We start from the raw sequence: 19926 nt of genomic DNA, 5'->3' as shown, positions 1-19926 counted from the left end.
TATTTTTACGCGGGGCCCGAACGAGGCCTTGAGCCGCGCGCTGCACAGGCGCATAGGGAGGGCAGCGAACGGACCCCCGCCGATCGTCGGCTGGGATCCCCCTCTTTTGGTTCGGGATGCTGCCTTTTATGTCTCAGAAACTGTCCGACACGCCGGAAACGGACACGCCGACCCCCTCCACCGTCAAAATTCCTCCGAAAGTCGCCGCCGCCTATCTGGCCGCGCTCGCCGGCAGTGCGCTGCCGGGCGAAGGCGACGATATGGACAAGGCGGCGCTGACCGACGCGGGCCAGTTCGCCGCGCGCGCCGCGCTCGACCGCACCGCCGAGACGCCGGCGCTGCTGCTCGAACCGATCGCCGCCGACGGCACCGACCGCCGGATGCGGCTGGTCATCATCAACGACGATATGCCCTTCCTCGTCGATTCGACGTCGCAGGCGGTCGCGGCGCAAGGGCTGGCCGTCCACCGCATCCTCCACCCCGTCGTGACCGTGAAGCGCGATGCGAAGGGACATTTGCAGGAAGCGGGCGAAGGCGGAACGCGCGAGTCGGTGATCTATATGGAGCTCGAGCGCGGCGACGCGCGCGCGCGCCGGCGCCTGCTCGACGGGCTCGAAGCGGCGCTGCGCGATGTGCGCGCCGCGGTGCGCGACTGGCGGGCGATGCGCGCCGCGATGCTCGCCGACGCCGCGATGCGCGTCGAGGGCGAAGGCGCCGAGCTGCTGCGCTGGTTCGAGGGCGGGTCGATGACCCAGCTCGGCCATGAATGGCGCACGCGCGGCGGCGATGTGCAGGATCCGCTGGGCATCAGCGAAAGCGCCGACGGACAGCTGCTCTCACCCGCCGCGCTCGAAGCGGCCTTCGCCTGGTTCGACAAGGGCGGGCACACCCCGCTGTTGATCAAGTCGAACCGGCTGTCGTCGGTGCATCGCCGCGTGCTGCTCGACCTCGTCGTCGTCCCTGAACTCAAAGGCAAAAAGGTCGAACGCCTGTCGATCCACGCCGGTCTGTGGACGAGCCAGGCGCTGTCGACCCCGCCCGCCAAGGTGCCGGTGCTGCGCGCGCAGCTTGCAGCCCTGATGGCGAAATTCGGCTTCGATCCGACGGGCCACGCGGGCAAGGCGCTCGCGCATGCGCTCACCGCGCTGCCGCACGACCTGCTGATCGCGTTCGATGCGGCGTCGCTCGAAGAGCTGGTGCTCACCTCGATGTCGATCACCGACCGGCCGCGGCCGAAGGTGGTGACGGTGCAGAGCGCGCTCGGCCGCCACCTGTTCGCCTTTGTCTGGCTGCCGCGCGACGAAGTGTCGACCGGCCGCCGCCTGGCGGTCGAAAGCCTGCTGGTGCGCGAAGCGAAGGCGGGCGTCATCGGCTGGACGATGGTGCTCGAAGACGGCGGCGCGGCGCTGCTGCGCTATACGCTCGACCTCAGAAGCGGTGGCGTTGTGCCGGACACCGAGACGCTGGGCGCGCAGCTCGAACAGATGGTGCGCGGCTGGCAGCCCGAGGTCGAGGCGGCGCTGGCCAAGCGCGGCGACCCGGGGCGCGCGGCGGCGCTCGCGGCGCGCTTCGCGCCGACTTTCCCGCCCAACTACCGCAACCTCTACAATCCCGAGGAAGCCGCGCGCGACATTTTGCGGCTGCGCGATCTTGATGCCGACAATCCGCGCAGCGTCCGCCTCGCGCGCAAGAGCCTCGACGGCGACGACCGGCTGCGGCTCAAGGTCTATAGCGCCGTCGGCCCGCTCGCGCTGTCCGATGTCGTCCCCGCGCTCGAACATTTCGGCTTCGAGGTGCTCGAGGAAATCCCGACCACGCTCGGCCAGACCCGCGCGCCCGGCGCCGAGGGCGAAGACGAGCCGGCGATCGTGATCCATGATTTCACGCTGCGCCTGCCCGCCAATGTCGACGAGCTGTCGCTGCTCCCCCATGCCGAGGTGCTCGAAACCGCGATCGTCGCGGTGCTCGATGGCCGCGCCGAGAATGACGCGTTCAACGAACTCGTGCTCACCAACCAGACCGACCCGCGCGCGATCGTGTGGCTGCGCGCCTGGTTCCGTTACCTGCGGCAGGGCGGCTCGGCCTATGGCATGGACACGGTGGTCAGCGCGCTGCGCCACGCGCCCGCGCTCACCGCCGCGCTCATCGAGCGGTTCCGCGCGCTCCACGACCCCAAAGCGCGCGACGCGAAGCGCGCCGAAGCGCTCGAAGCCGATATTCTCGCGGGCTTTGCCGACATCAAATCGATCGACGAAGACCGGATCCTGCGCCTGTTCCATGCGGTGATCGGCGCGACGCTGCGCACCAACGCCTTCGCGCCCGCCGCCGAGGAAGCACTCGCGTTCAAGATCGACAGCGCCCAGGTTCCCGGCCTGCCCAAGCCGCTGCCGTGGCGCGAAGTGTGGGTCTATTCGCCGCGCGTCGAGGGCATTCACCTGCGCGCCGGCCCGGTCGCGCGCGGCGGGCTGCGCTGGTCCGATCGCCGCGACGACTTCCGTACGGAAATCCTCGGGCTGATGAAGGCGCAGCGCGTCAAGAACGCCGTCATCGTGCCGACCGGCGCGAAGGGCGGTTTCTATCCCAAGGCGCTGCCCGACGTATCGCTCGACCGCGATGCCTGGTTCGCCGAAGGCACCGAATGCTATCGCATCTTCATCCGCTCTTTGCTGTCGATCACCGACAATCTGGTCGGCGGCAAGGTCGTGCATCCGAAGGGCGTGGCGATCCTCGACGGCGACGATCCTTATTTCGTCGTCGCCGCCGACAAGGGCACCGCGACCTTCTCCGACGTCGCCAATGGATTGGCGATGGAGCGCGACTTCTGGCTCGGCGACGCCTTCGCGAGCGGCGGGTCGAACGGCTATGATCACAAGGCGATGGGGATCACCGCCAAGGGCGCGTGGCTTTCGGTCCAGCGCCACTTCGCCGAAATGGGCGTCGACGTGCAGACCGACAGCATCCGCGTCGTCGGCTGCGGCGATATGTCGGGCGACGTGTTCGGCAACGGCATGCTGCTGTCGAAGGCGATCCAGCTGACCGCCGCGTTCGACCATCGCCACATCTTCCTCGACCCCGATCCCGATCCGGCGAAAAGCTGGAAGGAACGCGAGCGGATGTTCAACCTGCCGCGCTCGTCCTGGGCCGATTATGACGCCAAGCTGATCTCGAAGGGCGGCGGCATCTTCCCGCGCAGCCAGAAGAGCATCCCCTTGAGCGCGGATGTGCAGGCGCTGCTCGGCCTGTCGGTGTCCGAAATCGACCCGAGCTCGCTGATCTCGGCGATCCTGAAGGCGCCGGTCGACCTGCTCTGGTTCGGCGGCATCGGCACCTATGTGAAGGCGGCGAGCCAGAATAACGCCGAAGTCGGCGACCCCGCGAACGACGCGCTGCGCGTCGATGCCGAGGATCTGCGCGTCAAGGCGGTCGGCGAGGGCGCGAACCTGGGCGTCACGCAGGCGGCGCGCATCGCCTTCGCGGCGAAGGGCGGGCGGATCAACGCCGACTTCATCGACAATAGCGCCGGCGTCGACTGCTCGGATAACGAGGTCAACATCAAGATCGCATTGAACCGCGAGATGACCGAAGGGCGGTTGAATCAGGAAGATCGCGACGCGCTGCTCGTGCGGATGACCGACAATGTGGCGGAGCTGGTGCTCGAGGATAATCGGTTGCAGGCGCTCGCGCTGTCGATCGCCGAAAAGGGCGGGTCGGCCGCGGTGCCGTCGCTGGTGCGGATCATGGAGACGTTCGAGGGCGCGGGCCGGCTCGACCGCAAGGTCGAGGGGCTGGCGGCGAACGACGAGCTGATGCGCCGCGCGGGCGAAGGACGCGGGCTGACGCGGCCCGAACTCGCAGTGCTGCTGTCGACCGCCAAGCTCGCCTTGCAGGATGCGATCGAGAATAGCGACCTGCCGAACGATCCGGCGCTTGGCAGCGACCTCGCCGCGGCTTTCCCCGACGAGATGCAGCGCGATTTCGCGACTGCCATCGCCGATCATCAGCTGCGCCGCGAAATCATCGCGACGAAGATCGCGAACCGCATCATCAACCGCATGGGCATCGTCCATCCGTTCGAGCTGGTCGAAGAGGAAGGCTGTGCGCTCGGCGACATCGCCGCGGCGTTCGTCGCGGTCGAGCGATTGCTCGAAATGCCGGCGATCTGGGAGGCGCTGGACGCCGCGAAGATCGATGAAGGCGTTCGCCTGTCGCTCTTTGCACAGGCGTCGTCGGCGATGACCTCGCAGATGGCCGACCTGCTGCGCGTCACCCAAAGCCTTTCGCAGCCGGGGCCTGTCGTCGCGCGGCTCGAGCCGGGGGTCGATCGCCTGACCGCCGGCGTCGACGCGCTGCTCAGCCCGTCGGTCAAGCGCCAGTGGGACATGCTCGCACAGCAATTGCTCGACGCCGGGGCGCCCGAGACGCTGACCGCCGCGGTCGTGCGCTTGTTCAAGACCGACGGCGCGATCGGCATCGTCGACCTTGCCGAACGGCGCGGCGACGACGAGGTCGCGGTGACGCGCGCCTTCACCCATCTGGGCGAAGCGCTGGGGCTCGACTGGGCGCAGACGCTGGCGGCGCATATGAGCCCCGCCGACCCGTGGGAACGCCTGCTCGTCAACAGCCTGGCGCGCGATTTCCAGCAGATGCGGCTGGCCTTCCTCGGCCAGTTGCCGAAGGGCGATCTCGACGCGGCGGTCACCATGTGGCTCGCCGACCATGCGCCCCGGGTCGAGCAGTTCCGCAGCACCGTCGACCGGGCGCGGATGATCCCGAACCCCAATGGCGCGATGCTGTCGCATATCGCGGGACAGGCGCGCGGATTGCTGGGGCGTTGATTTAAAACGGCTCCGGCCCGCTCCCCCGCCCAGCCTCCCAACAGAATATCCTGGATCGGGAGGCTGGGCGGGGGAGCGGGCCGGAGCCGGGTCGGAGACGAAAATGCCTTTTCAGCCGCGCGTCGCGATCCTCGTCCCGGCGCCCGATTATGATGAAAAGTGGCAGCCCGCCTTTGCTCGCAAGGCGGCGGCGCTGACCGCGGCCGGGCTGATCGTCGAGCAGCGCGTGTGGACCGATCCGGGCGACCTGTCGGGCTATGATCTTGTCCTCCCGCTCTTCGCGTGGGGCTATCAGCGCGATGTCGCGGCCTGGTACGCGCTGCTGGGCCGGCTGGAGGCCGACGCCCTGCCAGTGGTCAATCCGGTGCCGGTGCTGCGCTGGAACAGCGACAAAGCCTATCTGGCCGAACTCGGCACAAAGGGCGTCGCGATCGTGCCGACGGTCGAGGTCGCGGCGCTCGACGACGCGAGCCTTGCCGAGGCGATGGCGGAGCTGGCTACCGACGAGGTCGTGATCAAGCCCGCGATCTCGGGCGGCGCCGACGGGACGCATCGCATCATGCCGGGCGCGGCGATCCCCGCCGATGCGCTCGGCCAGCGGCGGCTTGTGCAGCCGCTGATGCCGGGCATCCTCACCGACGGCGAATATTCGCTCTTCTTCTTCGCCGGCCGGTTCAGCCATGCGATCGTCAAGCGTCCGGCGTCGGGCGATTTTCGCGTGCAGGAGCAGTTCGGCGGCCGCGAGACACCATGGGATGCGAGCGATGCCGCGCGGATCCTTGCGGCGCAGGCTCTGGGCGCCGTGCCCGCGCCGCCGGTCTATGCCCGCGTCGACATGGTCGGCGATGCGGTGGGTAGCCTCCACATCATGGAGCTCGAACTGATCGAGCCCTCGCTGTTCCTGCACCACGCGCCCGACAAGGGCGCGGCGTTCGGATCGGCGGTCTACGGCGCCATCTGATCGGGCCGGTGCTGCCACAGCCATTGCCGGATCGCCGATGTAAGGTTCGGCGGATCGTCCGCCTCCATCCGCTCGACGTCGATCCGCGCGACCAGCGCGTTGACAGGCAGGCCCTGCCGCGCGGCTTCGGCTTCGAGCGCGTCCCAGAACATCGGCTCGAGGCTGATCGAGGTCGGATGGCCCGCGATCGTCACCGAACGTTTGACCGGAGGATGATAGGATCGGCCCATCGTGGCGGCTTACAAGCTTTTTCCATGATGCCGACACGATTTATTTGGGGTGGATCGCCGCCGGAGCGCTTCGTAAATATGGCGGACCGATCCGGCGCAAATGCAGGCAGGCCAAGATGACAGGAATTCAGGCGCTCACCGAAAAGGAAAAGGAAAGCCTGCGCCTGCTGGTCGATGGCCATGACGCGAAATCGATGGCGCGCCACCTGGGCCTTTCGGTGCATACGATCAACGAGCGGCTGCGCGATGCGCGGCGCAAGATGTCGGCCTCCAGCAGCCGCGATGCGGCGCGGCAATTGCGCGCGATCGAGGGTCCGCACCCCGAAATATTGAGGGACAAGGCTTTGGGGGAAGCCGCGGCCGCCCCCGGCATGGAAGAGATGACGGCACCCGCCGAGACGCGCCGCATGGGGCGGCCGTCCGGCTGGATTGCCGGAGGTTTGTTCATGTCGTTCAGTCTTGCCCTGCTCGCTTTCGCTTCGATGTCGGGAAGCGCCGATACGCCCGCCGCGGCGCCCCCTACCGTCCCCGCGGACAGCGCCGCGGTCGCGGCGGCGCGCGACTGGCTCGCGCTGGTCGACAAGGGCGACTGGAACGCGAGCTGGGAGGCGACGGGACAGTCGTTCAAGGCGCTCAACACGGCCCAGACCTGGAGCCGGGTGGCGCAGCAGGTGCAGGGGCCGCTGGGGGCGGTGAAGTCGCGGGTACTGGTCAGCGAAGAGACGGTGCCCGCGCCGCCCTATGGCTATCAGATGATCAAGTTTCGCACCGATTATGCGAACAAGGCGGAGGCGATCGAGACGCTGTCTCTGGTACGCGAAGGCGGGAGCTGGCGGGTGGTGGGGGTGACGGTGGAGTAGGCGCAGCCTGGTGGGGCGACGGCAAAGCCGCCGCCTGCCGTCAGACGGGTTCGGCCGGCCTTGAGGACCGGCCGCCCCGCTGGCCGTGTCGGGCCGTGGCTTCGCCACCGGTTGCCAGCTCGCCGTTCGCTGGCGCGAACGGCATCGCTAGCGCCCTCGGCCCGTCAATACATATGCTGTCCGCCATTGATCGACATCGTCGAGCCCGTCACGAACCCAGCGTCCTCGCTGCACAGGAAGGCGACCCCGCGTGCGATCTCGTCGGCCTGGCCCAACCGGCCGACCGGGATTTTCGCGACGATCTTTTCGAGCACCGGCGCCGGGACCGCGGCGACCATGTCGGTGTCGATATAGCCCGGCGCGATCGCGTTCACCGTGACGCCCTTTTTGGCGCCTTCCTGCGCCAGCGCCTTGGTGAAGCCATGGATGCCCGACTTGGCGGCGGCGTAATTGACCTGGCCGTACTGGCCCGCCTGTCCGTTGATCGAGCCGATGTTGACGATGCGGCCCCAGCCGCGCTCGACCATGCCGCCAAAGCAGGCCTTCGCCATGTTGAAGCAGCCGCCGAGGTTGACGCGCATGACATCGTCCCAATCGTCATAGCTCATGCGCGCGAGCGTGCCGTCGCGGGTGATGCCGGCGTTGTTGACGACGATGTCGACCGCGCCGAATTCTTCGGCGATGCGCGCGCAATTGTCGAGGCACGCCCGATGGTCGCCGACGTCCCATTTGCGCGCGGCGATACCGGTCCGGTCGGTGAACGCGCGCGCCTTTTCGTCATTGCCGGCATAGTTGGCGACGACGGTGACGCCCTGTTCCTTCAGTTTCAGCGAAATCGCTTCCCCGATGCCGCGGCTGCCGCCGGTGACGATTGCGATGCGTGCCATAAATCAAGCTCTCCCACTAGGTTATCGCATGATGATTAGGCCGCGGCGCGGGGCCCCGCAAGTTGACCGGAACGTCAATCGCAAAGCTATTCGGGAGGCACGCCGGCTCAGGATCGGAGCCTAGCTGCTGAGTTGTGCCCGCGCCTTCGAAAAATCTCCGATCGCAAGGTCGGTCCGGTCGATCGTCACGACCAGAATGTCGCCGTCGCCGAAATTCCGGCTCATCAGCCCGCTGCTCGGCAGTTCGAGCAGGACGATGTCGCGGTCTTCGTCAAAATCGGGAAGGTGGCGCAGCGGTTCGCCGCCCATCGCCGCCATCTCGCACGCCGCCATCGCGCGCCACCGGGGTTCGTAAAAAGCGCGCGCCGGCGCCGAGAGATTGTCGGGATTGGCGCACCAGGCATGCTTCGCGCGGTCGAACAATATCGTCTGATAATCCTGAACCCAGAGGTCGGCGCCCGGGCGATGCGTCGTCAGCGGCAGCGTGATCGTCTCGACCTGCTCGGCGCCCGTTTCGGGATCGACGGTGCGAACCGCCCTGGCCCAGCGGATCGCGTGCAGCGCCGCCATCACCGCGGTCGCATCGCCGGCCGAGAAGGTGTCGCGCGCCGCGCTGTCGTGGACGATCGCGATGATTTCGCGCGCGCGTTCGCACGCGTCGCGGTTGATCGCGGCGCACGGGTCCGACGCGTCGCCCGCCTCGACATCGCTTTCGAGCCCGCCCAGCCGCATTTCGAGCAGCGCGACCATCGCGGTCATGCTGCCCCAGTCGAAGGGGTGAAAGGCGGGGTCGGCGATATCATAGCCGCGATCGGCGAGCCCGCCCTGCGCCGCATCGGCAGCGACCGCCTCGCGCGGATCGGCGTCGCCCGCGCGGATAGCGAGGAGGTCGACGGGCCATTCGGGAAAGGCGCGGATCGCGAAGGATGCGAAATCGCCGAGATCGAGGCCGCCATGCGGACCGAACCAGCCTTCGGCGTCGTTGAGCGCGAAGGGAGGTGCCACGGGGTGGTCGGGGTCGCGAAGGTGGAGGACGCGCGCCTCGGGCCTGCGGCGATGAAGGAAGAAGGCGAGCGCGCCCTCGCGCGGCCCCAGTCCGCCCCACAGGTCGGGCGGCAAGTCGCTGCAATCGATCTGCGCCAGAAAGTCGGCCGGCTGGTCGTCGATCCTCGGCCATTCCATGCCGGCGGCGAGGCGCGGGCGGCCGCCGAGCCAGCTGTTGGTCGAAATCGCGTCGCGCGGCGGGATCTGGGGAAGCAGGCGAAGCGCGACGGCCTCGGCCTCGTCGCGATCGATCCGGTGCGCCTGTTCCTCGACGTCGGACACGAGCGTTTCGAGCGCGGTATCGAGCATGGCGGGCGGTTCGGTGTCCGAGGGTGGCGCGGCGTCGGGCGCAGCGTCATATTCGCCCTCGTCCGGCATGTCGGGCGGCGCCTGGCGGCTGATCCGCGCCAGCCGCGACGGCGAAATTTCGACATCGTCGGGCTCGGGGGCGGCGCGGCGGGGCAGTTTCGGCAGGCGATATTCGCGCGCCGCGGGGGCAGACCCCGCCGTAACAGGGCGCGGATGCCGCGACCGCCAGATGGCATAGGCGATGGCAGCGAAAGCCAGCGTGACTCCGGCCAGCGTCAACGCCGCCGTCAGAATCTGGTCCATCGCCTGTCTCCATATCCGCGGGGATTGCGCCCTTTTGGCGCCGCGTCGGATCAATTTAGCGCATGGTCCTAAACAGTTGGTAAGCGGCGCCGGAATGCGGGACGGTCAGAGCCATCCCGCGAGTTCGCGCCGCACCAGCGCCTCGATCATCGCCATGCCGGGCGCGTCGGCGTTGAGGCAGGGCAGATAGGCGAAATTCCCGCCCCCCGCTTCGGCAAATTGCTGCCGGCCCCGAATTGCCAGTTCTTCGAGCGTTTCGAGGCAGTCGGCGGCGAAGCCGGGCGCGAAGACCGCGACGCTTTTTCCGGCCTTTCCAAGCGCTTCGAGCTGGCCATCGGTCGCGGGTTCGAGCCATTTGGCGCGGCCGAAGCGCGACTGGAAAGCGACCTCGACCGGGCGCCCGAGCATATCGGAAAGCAGGCGCGCGGTCTTTTGGCACTGGCAATGATAGGGATCGCCGAGTTCCAGCGTGCGCTGCGGCATGCCGTGGAAGCTCGCGAGCAGCACGTCGGGCACGAAATCGAGCGCGGCCAGCCCCGTTTCGACCGATGCCCGGAGCGCGTTCAGATAGGCGCGATCGTCGTGATAGGGCGGCAGGAAGCGCAGCGCGGGTTGCCAGCGTAGCGTCTTCAAATGATCGCCCACCGCGTCGACCACGGTGGCGGTCGTCGCGGCGCAATATTGGGGATAGAGCGGCGCGACCAATATGCGGCGGCATCCCGCCGCGACCAGCGCATCGATCGCGGGGCCGATCGCGGGCTCGCCATAGCGCATCGCATAAGCGACCTCCGCCGCTCCGCCCAAGGCGCGCTGAAGGGCGTCGCTCTGCGCGCGCGTTATCGCGGCGAGCGGCGATCCTTCGTCGGTCCACACCTGCGCATAGGCGTGCGCCGATTTCTTCGGCCGGGTGGTCAGGATGATGCCGCGCAGGATCGGCTGCCACAGGATTTGCGGAATCTCGACGACGCGGCGATCCGACAGGAATTGGGCGAGGTAGCGCCGAACCGAGCGCGCGTCGGGCGCATCGGGGGTGCCGAGGTTGACGAGCAGCACGCCGATGCGCGGCGCCGCGACGGGGGGATGATCGGCCGGCAGGATCATAGCGGATGCGCCGACAGCGGGATGCGGCGGATGCGGCGCCCGGTCGCGGCGAACATCGCGTTGGCGATCGCGGGGGCGACGACGGGGACGCCGATCTCGCCGAGCCCGCCGGGTTCGCGGTCGCTCTCGACGAACTCGACCAGGATTCGCGGCGTCTGCGACAGGCGCGGCAGGCCGAGCTGGCCGAGCTTGCGCGCGGTCGCGAGGCCGCCTTCATAATCGGTGGTCGCGCCGACCGCGGCGGCGAGCCCGAAGATCAGCCCGCCCTCGACCTGCTGGCGCGCGATCGCCGGATTGACGAGCCGCCCCGCATCGACGACCGCGACCAACTGTTCGACCTGCAGCCCCTTGTCGCTTTGCCGCGCGGTCGCCATCAGCGCGATATGGCTGCCGCGCATGGCATGGCAGGCGAGGCCCTGCGCGCTCCCCGCCAAGCCGCCCTCCCAGCCGCCGAGGCTGGTCGCGGTGAGCAGGCAGCGCGCGAGCAGCGGCGCATCGCCGAGCATCGCCATGCGATAGGAGAGCGCGTCGCTTCCCGCCCGCGCCGCCATCTCGTCGATGAAGCATTCGGTGAAGAAGGCGGTGTAGCTGTCGGCATTGCCGCGCCAGCGCCCGGTCGGCAGCCCGATGTCGGCGGGGCAATGGTCGACCGCGTGGTGCGGGATCGCATAGCGGGGCATCGCCCCTTCGACCGCGGCGGCGTCGGCGCGGCCCGTGGCGGCGCGCTGCGCCTCGTCGGCGGGCTGATTATCGAACAGCCGCGCGCGGACCTCGTGATTGGTCGCGGGCACCGCGATGCGCGTCACCAGCGCGTCGATCCCGCCGGCGGCGTTGAGCGTCGCGGTGAGCTTTGCGCGTGCGGGCGCGCGCGGCGGCAGGCGCATGATCTCCTCGGCGCGCGACCAGGCGAGCTGGACCGGACGCTTCACCTGAAGCGCAATAATCCCCGCCTGCACCGCGACGCTGTGGTCGAGGCAGGCGTCGAACGAGCCGCCCGCCATCATCGGGAACAAAGTGACGTTGGCGGGGGCGAGGCCGGTCGCGCGCGCGACCGCATCGCGGCACTGAGCGGGCGCCTGCGTCGCGACCCAGAGGCGCAGGCCGTCGCGGTCGGGCGCGGCGGTCGCGGTGCGCGTCTCCACGGCCGCGTGGAGCGCCGGGGCAACGGCATATTCGGCGGCGATCCGCGTGCGTCCGTCCATCGCCTCGCCAACGTCGCCTTCGCTCGCGATACGATAGCCGTCGTCTTTCAACGCCGCCTTGAGCGCTGCGTCGATGCTGTCGCTCGAAATCGGGATGCCTGCGGTCTCGAACACCGGCGCGAAGCGGTCGAGGGCGCCATTCGCCGCCCACCAGTTGCGCGCGACCGTCGCGACCCAGCGGTCGTGCGTGACGACATGCAGCAGACCGGGCGAGGCCATCCCGCGCTTGCGGTCGATGGTCTTGAGCCGCGTCGCGCCGAGCGGCCCCTGGCGGATCGCGGCGAAGACCATGTCGGGCAGGCGAATGTCGCCGGCATAATTGGCCGAGCCGTCGATCTTGGCCGGCAGGTCGAGGCGGGTCAGTTCCTTGCCGTAGAGCGGGTCGGCGCTCGACGCGCGATAGACGGGCTCGGCGGGCGGATCGAGCAGCGCCGCCGCCGCCGCGACCTCGCCGAAACGCAGCCGCTGCTTGCCGTGCAGGACGAAACCGTCTTGCGTATCGCATGCCTGCCAGTCGGCATCCCAGCGATCGGCCGCCGCCATCATCAAGAGCGCGCGCGCCTGCGCCGCCGCGGCGCGGCACGGCCCCTCGAACATGCGCACCGACGAGCTGTTCGCGGTCAGCATCACCGCATTCCGCACCGCCCACTCGCGGCGCGCCCAGCTGCGTACCTCGGACACGAAGTCGGGGACGCCGGCGCGCGGCGTAAAGACCGCGCTATCCTCGTCGACGAGCAGCGTATTGGCATAGAGCGGGCTGATCGGCGCGGTTTCGACCGCGATCGTCCGCCAGTCGGCGCCGAGTTCGTCGGCCATGATTTGCGGCAACAGCGTCGTGACGCCCTGCCCCATTTCGCATTGCGGGACGATCGCGCTGATATGGCCGTCGTCGCCGATCTTGAGGAAGGCGTTGAAGATATGCTCGTCGGGGGCGGCGGTCAGGTTCGGTTGGTAATCGCGCGGCCACAGGCTCCATGCGATCGCGAGGCCGCCCGCGGCTGTCGCGCCGACGAGTATCTGGCGGCGGCTGACCTGCGGCCGGCGCGATTTGTTTTTTCCCACGGTGTCGCGAATGCCGGCCATGCCCGCCGCTGATAGTCAGCGGGGCGAATCGGCGCAAAGAAAATCGGCCTTTCGCGCCGGACGCGCGGCGCGGCTATTTTTCCGACAGCGCGAAATCGACGCGCACCGAAACCTGCGATTCGCTGACGCCGGGGTTGAAGGGCGGCGCGGCCGACTGCGGTGCAGCCTGATTGGCGGCGGCGTCCATCTCGTAATAAGGCATCGGTGGGCGGTTATCGCCGCCGTCGCGGATCGTCAGTACGCGGTCGATCTTGAGCCCCGCCGCGCCGGCATAGGCCTCGGCGCGCGCCCGCGCGGCGCGATAGGCGGCGGCATAGGCCGATTTGGTCGCGGCTTCCCGATCCGACACGCGCAGCGTCGGGCCCGACAGGACATTCGCCCCCGCCTGCGTCGTAGCGGCGACCGCCTCGCCCGCCTTGTCGACCGCGCGCATGCGGACTTCGACCTGATTGACCGCTTCATATTTGCCCTTGTTGGCGCCCCAGTCGATCCGGTTGACGGTGAGCTGGCGCGTCTGGAGATCCTTCGCGGCGACGCCGAAGGTCTTGAGCGCCTCGGTCACCTTGGTCATGGCTTCATTGTTGCGGCGCGTCGCATCCTCGGCCGAGGCGGCGATCGTGCTGACCCCGGCGGTGAAGCGCGCCTCGTCGGGCCGCGTTTCGGAGCGACCGGTCGCCGATACCGACAGCAAGGTCTCGTCATGCTCGACGCCGCGCGGGTCGGGTGTTTTTTCGCTGCACGCGCCGAGTGCGAACAGCGGGATCAGCATAAGGGTCTGGGTGCGCATATATTTTCTCCCGTCCGGTGCCGGGCTAGCGCATGACGGGCGGAAGGGTTCCCCCTACCAGCCCCACGGCGCGGGCGGCGGCGGCACCGGCTTCGCGCAATCGAACGCGACGCGGAAATGGCGTCCCTCGCGGTTGAGGCCATAGGTGAAGCCCGCGTCGGTCGTTTCGACCGACCAGATGTTGGTCGTCGAAACGCCGCGGCCGGTGCGTGCGAACATCGCGATCGATTCGGCGTCGACCGGGAAGGTCTGCCGCGTCGCGGTTCCCGCGTCGGCGGTGTCGCCGCCATAGAGCGTCACCGCATCGGGCGTGCCGTCGGCGTGCCGATGATCATGCTTGAGGCGCAAGCTCGCCCCGGTGCGGGTGACGATCCAGGTGCGCGAGCGATCCCAGCCGCCGTCGGGGCCGGGTCCGTCGATGTGAAAAGGGATTTCGATCCGGTCGGCGGTGCAATGGCGGATGTGCATCACCATCGCCTTGCCGCGCATCTCGGCGTCGGCGTCCTCGTCACTCGCGAGACGGCCGGCATAAGCCTTGCCGCACCGCGCCGAAAGCGCGTCGAAGAAAGCCTCCTGCGGGTTTTCGGTCGGGGCCGCCGTCGTCGCGCATCCGGCAAGCGTGGCCGCGGCGAGCAGCGATAGCGCGACCTTCACTTGAGCAGGCCGAGGCGAGGAATCTCGACCTTGGGGCAGCGGTCCATCACCACGACCAGCCCCGCGGCTTCGGCGCGCTTCGCGGCGGCTTCGTTGATGACGCCCATCTGCAGCCACACCGCCTTCGCGCCATGGACGATCGCCTCGTCGACCGCGGCGCCGGCGTCTTCGCTGTTGCGGAAGATATCGACGATCTCGGCCGGCGGCTCGACATCGGCGAGCGTCGCGACGACGGGGGCGCCGTGGATCGTCTTACCCGCCTGGCCGGGGTTGACTGCGATCACATTGTGCCCCTGCGCGATCAGGAAGGCGAGGACGCCGTTCGACGGGCGCGCCGGGTTGGGCGAGGCGCCGACCACCGCGATGCGGCGCGGCTGGCCCAGAAGCTCGCGGATTTCGCCTTCGTCGTTGATCGCCATGTCAGCTTCCCTTCTTGCGCGCGTTCAGCCAGTCGGCGACCTTCGCCGCTATCGCGTGGAATGGTTCGCCGGCGGGATCGGTTCCCGCGGCGGGCGGGACGCCGCCGTCGCTGGCGAGGCGGATGCCCATCGACAGCGGCACGCGGCCGAGGAAGTCGAGCCCCATCGTCCCCGCCGCGGCCTCGGCGCCGCCGCTGCCGAACGGGTCGCTGACCTCCCCGCAATGCGGGCAGGCGTAGCCCGCCATATTCTCGACCAGCCCGATGATCGGCACATCGGCCTGTTCGAACAGGCTGACCGCGCGCGTCGCGTCCATCAGCGCGAGGTCCTGCGGGGTCGAGATGATCACCGCGCCCGCGGGCTTGTGCTTCTGGATCATCGTCAGCTGGACGTCGCCGGTCCCCGGCGGCAGATCGACGACGAGCGTGTCGATGTCACCCCAGCTCGCATCGACGAGCTGCTCGAGCGCCTTGCCCGCCATCGGGCCGCGCCAGGCGATCGCCTGCCCGGGCGCCGCGATCTGTCCTGTCGACAGCATCGGCACGCCATAGGCGTTGGGAACGGGGGCCAGTTTCGAGCCGCGCGCTTCGGGCTTCACGCCCTCACTGTCCATCAGGCGGGGCTGCGACGGGCCATAGATATCGGCGTCGACCAGCCCGACCTTGACCCCCAGCCGGCGGAGCGCGACCGCGAGGTTCGCGGCGAGCGTCGATTTGCCGACCCCGCCCTTGCCGCTGCCGACCGCGATGATCGTCATCGCCTTTTTCTCGGCGGTCATCGCGATGCGCACCTCGTTCACGCCCGGCTGTTCGAGCAGGCCCGCGCGCAGCTTGTCCTCGAGCGGTTTGCGATCGTCGGCGGCGATCCCGGTGACGTCGAGGACGATAGCAAGCGCCCCCTTGTCGTCGAGAAAGCGGAGGCCCGAGGTGCGGCCGCCGGAGAGGTCGGCCGCGATGCTGGCGAGGGGAGCGGTATCGGTCATGTCCGCGGCAGATAGGCATGACGAAGCCGATTGCCAGCCATTTTCGCGCGCACCCCCTGTTAATCGCGCCCGCCGCCCCTATAAAAGCAGTATGAGCAACGAAAACGACGCCAGCATGGCCGGCCGCCGTCCGGGGGGATTGCGCCACCTTCTCCAGCAGATCAGCCAGATGGCGAACAGCCCGTGGGGCAATGGCCCCAAAGACGGCGACGACGGCGGCAAGGGAAGCGGCGGCGACGGCAAGCGTCCCGGCCCGCGCAACCCGTGGGTGACCCCCGATCCCGCCGACCAGCGGCGCGGGGCAAAGCCGCGCGGCCCCTCGGCGCTCGACGAGCTGCTGCGCAAGGGGCGCGGCGGTTTCGGCGGCGGTTCGGGCGGCAGCGGCGGCCAGTTCAATCTGGGCGATTCGGCGAAGTTCTGGAAATGGATCGTCCTCGCGCTGGTGGTCGCGTGGGTCGTCTTCTCCTCCTTCCATATCGTTCCGCCCGAAAAGGAAGGCGTGGTGACGCGCCTCGGCAGCTATTCACGCACCGTCGGGCCGGGCGTAAAATTCACCTGGCCGGCGCCGATCGAGCGCATCCGGATGGAAGACGTCCGCGCGATCCGCACGATGCCGGTCGGCTCGCCCAACGCCACCGACGAGAATTTCGTGCTGACGCGCGACCAGAGCATCGTCGACCTCGCCTATGAGGTCCGCTGGTCGGTGCGCGATCCCGAGCTGTTCTTTTTCCAGCTCGCCGATCCCGAAGGGACGATCCGCGAAGTCGCCGAAAGCTCGATGCGCGCGACGGTCGCCAATTTCGACCTCGTCCAGGCGATCGGCCCGGGCCGCGTCGAGATCGAGGCGCAGGTCCAGCAGCGCATGCAGGAACTGCTCGACCAGTATCGCGCCGGCGTTCTGATCCAGGGCATCGCGATCCGCCAGGTCGACCCGCCGAGCCAGGTCGACGAGGCGTTCAAGGAGGTCACGGCGGCGCGCCAGGAACGTGAATCGGCGATCAACCTCGCGCGCGCCTATGAACAGCAGGTGCTCGAGCGCGCACGCGGCGACACCTCGGCGTTCGACCAGATTTACGCCCAATATGAGCTGTCGCCCGAAGTGACCCGCAAACGCCTTTATTATGAAACGATGGAGACGGTGTTGTCGAACGTCGACAAGACGATTGTCGAAGCGCGCGGGGTGACCCCCTATTTGCCGCTCAACGAAGTGCAGAAGCGGCTGAAGGCCCCCGAAGCCGCCCAGAAGGGAGGCGAATGATGATCCGTTCGCTGTTCCAGAACCCGCTGCGCCTGCTCGTCGTCGCGGTCGCGCTGCTCGTCATCCTGTCGCAGTCGCTGGCGATCGTGCCCGAGGACAAGCAGGCGCTGATCCTGCGCTTCGGCGAAATCGAACGGACGGTGAACCGTTACAAGCCGAACGAGGATTTCGGGCGCTCGGGCGCCGGGCTCGTCCTGCGCGTTCCCTTCACCGACGGCATCCAATATATCGACAAGCGCATCCTCGGCGTGAACATGGAGCGCCAGCAGGTGCTGTCGACCGACCAGCAGCGGCTGCAGGTCGACGCCTTCGCGCGTTTTCGCATTACCAATCCGGTGCGCATGTACACCGCGATCCGCACCGAAGAGAAATTGCAGACGCAGCTTGCGACGATCCTCGGTTCGTCGCTGCGCAACGAGCTCGGCAAGCGCACCTTCGCGACCCTGCTGTCGCCCGAGCGCGGCGCGGTGATGGACAATATCCAGGTCGCGCTCAATCGCGAGGCGCAGAAATATGGCGCCGAGATCATCGACGTCCGGATCAAGCGCGCCGACCTGCCCGAGGGTGCGACGCTTGAGGCGGCGTATAACCGGATGCGCACCGCGCGGCAGCAGGAGGCGATCTCGATCCGCGCCGAAGGACAGAAGGAAGCGCAGATCATCCGCGGCGCCGCCGATGGCGAAGCGGCGCGCATCTATGCCGCGAGCTATGGCAAGGACCCCGAATTCTATGATTTCTATCGCGCGATGCAGAGCTATCGGCAGACCTTCCTCGGTGAAAACAACACCGGCGGAACGTCGATCATCATGTCGCCCGACAATGAATATCTGAAGCGTTTCAGCGGCGGTTGACGCATCTGCGACGGATGGACGGCGCGATGAATGGAACCGACATGGTCCGTTCATGTTCAAACAGCGTTCAGCCGGCCCGCCGCAGACCGCCGCAGCCGGGGTTATTGAGTTTCTTTAAGAACGAAGAGGATTTCCGATCGTGCGTTATGTTTATGGCATCACTTCGGCCTTGCTGGCGGGTGGCACCGCGCTGGCGCTGGTCACCCAGTCCCCCGTCGGCGCGCAGGTCGCGCAGAACGAGGAGAGCGAGATCGCCAAGGCGGTTCCCCGCGCCGGCGCCCCCGAAAGCTTTGCCGACCTCGTCGAGCAATTGCAGCCCGCGGTGGTCAACATCTCGACCAAGCAGGAAGTGACGCTCGGCGTCCGGCTCAATCCCTTTGCCGGGACGCGCGAGCCGATCACGCAGGAACAGCAGGGCGGCGGCTCGGGCTTCCTGATCTCGTCCGACGGCTATATCGTCACCAACAACCATGTGATCGCCGGCGGCCCGCGCGGCGATCAGACGGTCGATCAGGTCACCGTGACTTTCACGAACCAGAAGGAATATACGGCGAAGATCGTCGGGCGCGATGCCGCGTCGGACCTCGCGCTGCTCAAGATCGACGCGACGGGCCTGCCCTTCGTGAAATTCGCCGACGGCAGTCCGGCGCGCGTCGGCGACTGGGTCGTCGCGATCGGCAACCCGCTCGGTCTCGGCTCGACCGTGACCGCGGGGATCATCTCGGCGGTCCAGCGCAACATCGGCCAGGGGGGCGCCTATGACCGCTATATCCAGACCGATACCGCGATCAACCGCGGCAATTCGGGCGGTCCCTTGTTCGACCTGCAGGGCAATGTCGTCGGCATCAACAATATGCTGATCTCGCCCGTCGGCGCGAACATCGGCGTCAACTTCGCGATTCCGGCCGAAGCCGCGATCCCGGTGATCGAGGCGCTGCGCGCCGGCGAAACGCCGCAGCGCGGTTATCTCGGCATCGGCATCGTGCCGGTCAGCGAGGATATGGCGGCGGCGCTCGGCCTGCCCAAGGATCGCGGCGAGATCATTCAGCGCGTCGAGGACGGCCAGGCGGCAGCGAAGGCGGGACTGAAGCGCGGCGACGTCGTGACGAAGATCAACGGCAAGGAAATCACGCCGCAACAGACGCTGTCCTATATCGTCGCCAACATCAAACCGGGCACGCGCGTTCCGATCGAGGTCATCCGCGAAGGCAAGGCGCTGTCGCTGTCGGCGGTCATCGGCACACGGCCCCCCGAAAGCGAACTGACCGGCGAGAATTTCGATCCCGAGGCGGAACAGACGCTGCCCGAAGATCCGACGGGAACCGCCAATCAGGCGATCCAGGACCAGCTCGGCATGGCGGTCCAGCCGTTGACGAGCGCCATCGCGCGCTCGATCGGCGTCGATGCCGACACCAAGGGGCTGGTGATCGGCGCCGTCGGCGGCAACAGCGATGCCGGCCGCAAGGGTCTGCGCCGCGGCGACATCATCCTCAGCGCCAACCGCAGCGCGGTGACGAGCAGCGAGGCGCTCTCGGGCGTCCTCGCGGCGGCGAAGAAGGCGGGCCGCAACGCGGTGCTGCTCGAAATCCTGCGCCGCGGCCAGTCGCCGGCGTTCATCGCGATCCGCATCGCCGAATAGAGCGGGCGCGAGCCGAATCGACAGGGGCGTCGCGACGTGGTCGCGGCGCCCTTTTCATTTGCCTGGATCAGCATATGTTCTTATTATGTTCACACCAACGAGTCGGGAGAAAGAACATGATCGGATATGTGACACTGGGGACGAACGATCTGGCGCGCGCGGCCGCCTTTTACGATGCGATCGCCGCCGAACTCGAAACGCCGCGGATGATGGAATATGAAAGCTTCATCGCCTGGGGCAAGGACGGCGGCGGCGCGGGCATCGGCCTGACCAAGCCGTTCGACGGCAATGCCGCGTCGGTCGGCAATGGCGTGATGGTCGCGCTCGCGGCGAAGGATCAGGAACAGGTCCAGCGCCTCTATGACATCGCGCTGGCGAACGGCGGCACCTGCGAAGGCCCCCCGGGACTGCGCGGCGAAGGTTTTTATGCGGGCTATTTCCGCGACCCCGACGGCAATAAGCTCAACGCCTTCATCATGGGGTGAGCGCGCCCGCCGAGGGAGGTTTTGGGGTGGATTCTT

The 19926-nt window shown here is 68.1% G+C and carries 16 protein-coding genes; 7 read left to right on the top strand and 9 right to left on the bottom strand.

All coding sequences use genetic code 11. The features are described 5' to 3' along the window. Positions 1 to 128 precede the first annotated feature (128 nt). Complete coding sequence (locus GGR90_RS16000) at positions 129 to 4835, top strand: NAD-glutamate dehydrogenase (RefSeq protein ID WP_209023807.1); 4707 nt, start codon at positions 129 to 131, stop codon at positions 4833 to 4835. Positions 4836 to 4938: 103 nt separating this feature from the next. Then, entirely contained in the window at positions 4939 to 5796 is an 858-nt protein-coding gene (locus GGR90_RS15995; protein ID WP_167922386.1) for an ATP-grasp domain-containing protein, read from the top strand. Here the strand turns inward: GGR90_RS15995 and GGR90_RS15990 are convergent. After that, positions 5781 to 6026, bottom strand: a complete 246-nt coding sequence (locus GGR90_RS15990; protein ID WP_167922385.1) for a ribbon-helix-helix domain-containing protein — start codon at positions 6024 to 6026, stop codon at positions 5781 to 5783. The two genes, GGR90_RS15995 and GGR90_RS15990, sit on opposite strands and share 16 nt — an antisense overlap. Positions 6027 to 6142: 116 nt before the next feature. On the opposite strand from GGR90_RS15990, the gene GGR90_RS15985 reads away from it, so the two are divergent. After that, a complete protein-coding gene (locus tag GGR90_RS15985; RefSeq protein WP_167922384.1) occupies positions 6143 to 6886 on the top strand; it encodes a helix-turn-helix domain-containing protein in 744 nt (247 codons plus the stop codon). 164 nt (positions 6887 to 7050) lie between these two features. On the opposite strand, the gene phbB is transcribed toward GGR90_RS15985, so the two are convergent. The 8 genes from phbB to GGR90_RS15945 form a co-directional block, all read right to left on the bottom strand. Next, positions 7051 to 7773: an acetoacetyl-CoA reductase gene (phbB, locus tag GGR90_RS15980; protein ID WP_167922383.1), complete on the bottom strand. Its 723-nt coding sequence runs from the start codon at positions 7771 to 7773 to the stop codon at positions 7051 to 7053. Between the two features lie 120 nt (positions 7774 to 7893). Beyond that, the gene (locus tag GGR90_RS15975; RefSeq protein WP_167922382.1) at positions 7894 to 9429 is read right to left on the bottom strand and encodes a DUF1963 domain-containing protein; all 1536 of its coding nucleotides are present in this window, start codon (positions 9427 to 9429) and stop codon (positions 7894 to 7896) included. A gap of 105 nt (positions 9430 to 9534) precedes the next feature. Next, positions 9535 to 10530, bottom strand: a complete 996-nt coding sequence (gene hemH, locus GGR90_RS15970) for a ferrochelatase (protein ID WP_167922381.1) — start codon at positions 10528 to 10530, stop codon at positions 9535 to 9537. Beyond that, positions 10527 to 12815, bottom strand: coding sequence for a xanthine dehydrogenase family protein molybdopterin-binding subunit (locus GGR90_RS15965; protein WP_167922380.1), 2289 nt, complete (start codon positions 12813 to 12815; stop codon positions 10527 to 10529). Before GGR90_RS15965 ends, hemH begins: the two co-directional genes overlap by 4 nt. 73 nt (positions 12816 to 12888) lie before the next feature. After that, positions 12889 to 13602, bottom strand: a complete 714-nt coding sequence (locus GGR90_RS15960) for an SIMPL domain-containing protein (protein ID WP_167922379.1) — start codon at positions 13600 to 13602, stop codon at positions 12889 to 12891. 54 nt (positions 13603 to 13656) lie between these two features. Then, positions 13657 to 14256 carry a hypothetical protein gene (locus GGR90_RS15955; protein WP_167922378.1) on the bottom strand — a complete coding sequence of 200 codons (600 nt, stop codon included), beginning with the start codon at positions 14254 to 14256 and terminating at the stop codon, positions 13657 to 13659. Further along, positions 14253 to 14675, bottom strand: coding sequence for a CoA-binding protein (locus tag GGR90_RS15950; protein ID WP_167922377.1), 423 nt, complete (start codon positions 14673 to 14675; stop codon positions 14253 to 14255). The genes GGR90_RS15955 and GGR90_RS15950 overlap by 4 nt, the downstream gene beginning before the upstream one ends. A 1-nt stretch (position 14676) precedes the next feature. Further along, positions 14677 to 15657, bottom strand: a complete 981-nt coding sequence (locus tag GGR90_RS15945; RefSeq protein WP_167922376.1) for an Mrp/NBP35 family ATP-binding protein — start codon at positions 15655 to 15657, stop codon at positions 14677 to 14679. 91 nt (positions 15658 to 15748) lie between these two features. On the opposite strand from GGR90_RS15945, the gene hflK reads away from it, so the two are divergent. From hflK to GGR90_RS15925, 4 genes are all read left to right on the top strand, one after another. Then, positions 15749 to 16915: a protease modulator HflK gene (hflK, locus tag GGR90_RS15940; protein ID WP_167922375.1), complete on the top strand. Its 1167-nt coding sequence runs from the start codon at positions 15749 to 15751 to the stop codon at positions 16913 to 16915. After that, positions 16915 to 17766 carry a protease modulator HflC gene (gene hflC / locus GGR90_RS15935; protein ID WP_209023806.1) on the top strand — a complete coding sequence of 284 codons (852 nt, stop codon included), beginning with the start codon at positions 16915 to 16917 and terminating at the stop codon, positions 17764 to 17766. Before hflK ends, hflC begins: the two co-directional genes overlap by 1 nt. A 139-nt stretch (positions 17767 to 17905) precedes the next feature. Beyond that, complete coding sequence (locus GGR90_RS15930; protein WP_167922374.1) at positions 17906 to 19405, top strand: trypsin-like peptidase domain-containing protein; 1500 nt, start codon at positions 17906 to 17908, stop codon at positions 19403 to 19405. Between the two features lie 116 nt (positions 19406 to 19521). Beyond that, positions 19522 to 19890 (top strand): VOC family protein, encoded by a 369-nt coding sequence (locus GGR90_RS15925; RefSeq protein ID WP_167922373.1) that lies wholly within the window; start codon positions 19522 to 19524, stop codon positions 19888 to 19890. Positions 19891 to 19926 lie beyond the last annotated feature (36 nt).

This window comes from Sphingopyxis italica (assembly GCF_011926545.1).
GTDB lineage: Bacteria > Pseudomonadota > Alphaproteobacteria > Sphingomonadales > Sphingomonadaceae > Sphingopyxis > Sphingopyxis italica.
The sequence above is the reverse complement of the archived record's forward strand: the minus strand, read 5'-3'. Positions and strand labels throughout refer to the sequence as shown.

Excerpts from the sequence above, each read along its gene's own strand:
- GGR90_RS15990 (WP_167922385.1), bottom strand. The coding sequence starts at position 6,026 with ATGGGCCGATCCTATCATCCTCCGGTCAAACGTTCGGTGACGATCGCG.
- GGR90_RS15995 (WP_167922386.1), top strand. The coding sequence starts at position 4,939 with ATGCCTTTTCAGCCGCGCGTCGCGATCCTCGTCCCGGCGCCCGATTAT.
- GGR90_RS15975 (WP_167922382.1), bottom strand. The coding sequence starts at position 9,429 with ATGGACCAGATTCTGACGGCGGCGTTGACGCTGGCCGGAGTCACGCTG.
- hemH (WP_167922381.1), bottom strand. The coding sequence starts at position 10,530 with ATGATCCTGCCGGCCGATCATCCCCCCGTCGCGGCGCCGCGCATCGGC.
- hflK (WP_167922375.1), top strand. The coding sequence starts at position 15,749 with ATGAGCAACGAAAACGACGCCAGCATGGCCGGCCGCCGTCCGGGGGGA.
- phbB (WP_167922383.1), bottom strand. The coding sequence starts at position 7,773 with ATGGCACGCATCGCAATCGTCACCGGCGGCAGCCGCGGCATCGGGGAA.
- GGR90_RS15960 (WP_167922379.1), bottom strand. The coding sequence starts at position 13,602 with ATGCGCACCCAGACCCTTATGCTGATCCCGCTGTTCGCACTCGGCGCG.
- GGR90_RS15985 (WP_167922384.1), top strand. The coding sequence starts at position 6,143 with ATGACAGGAATTCAGGCGCTCACCGAAAAGGAAAAGGAAAGCCTGCGC.
- GGR90_RS15925 (WP_167922373.1), top strand. The coding sequence starts at position 19,522 with ATGATCGGATATGTGACACTGGGGACGAACGATCTGGCGCGCGCGGCC.
- hflC (WP_209023806.1), top strand. The coding sequence starts at position 16,915 with ATGATCCGTTCGCTGTTCCAGAACCCGCTGCGCCTGCTCGTCGTCGCG.
- GGR90_RS15965 (WP_167922380.1), bottom strand. The coding sequence starts at position 12,815 with ATGGCCGGCATTCGCGACACCGTGGGAAAAAACAAATCGCGCCGGCCG.
- GGR90_RS15950 (WP_167922377.1), bottom strand. The coding sequence starts at position 14,675 with ATGGCGATCAACGACGAAGGCGAAATCCGCGAGCTTCTGGGCCAGCCG.
- GGR90_RS15945 (WP_167922376.1), bottom strand. The coding sequence starts at position 15,657 with ATGACCGATACCGCTCCCCTCGCCAGCATCGCGGCCGACCTCTCCGGC.
- GGR90_RS16000 (WP_209023807.1), top strand. The coding sequence starts at position 129 with ATGTCTCAGAAACTGTCCGACACGCCGGAAACGGACACGCCGACCCCC.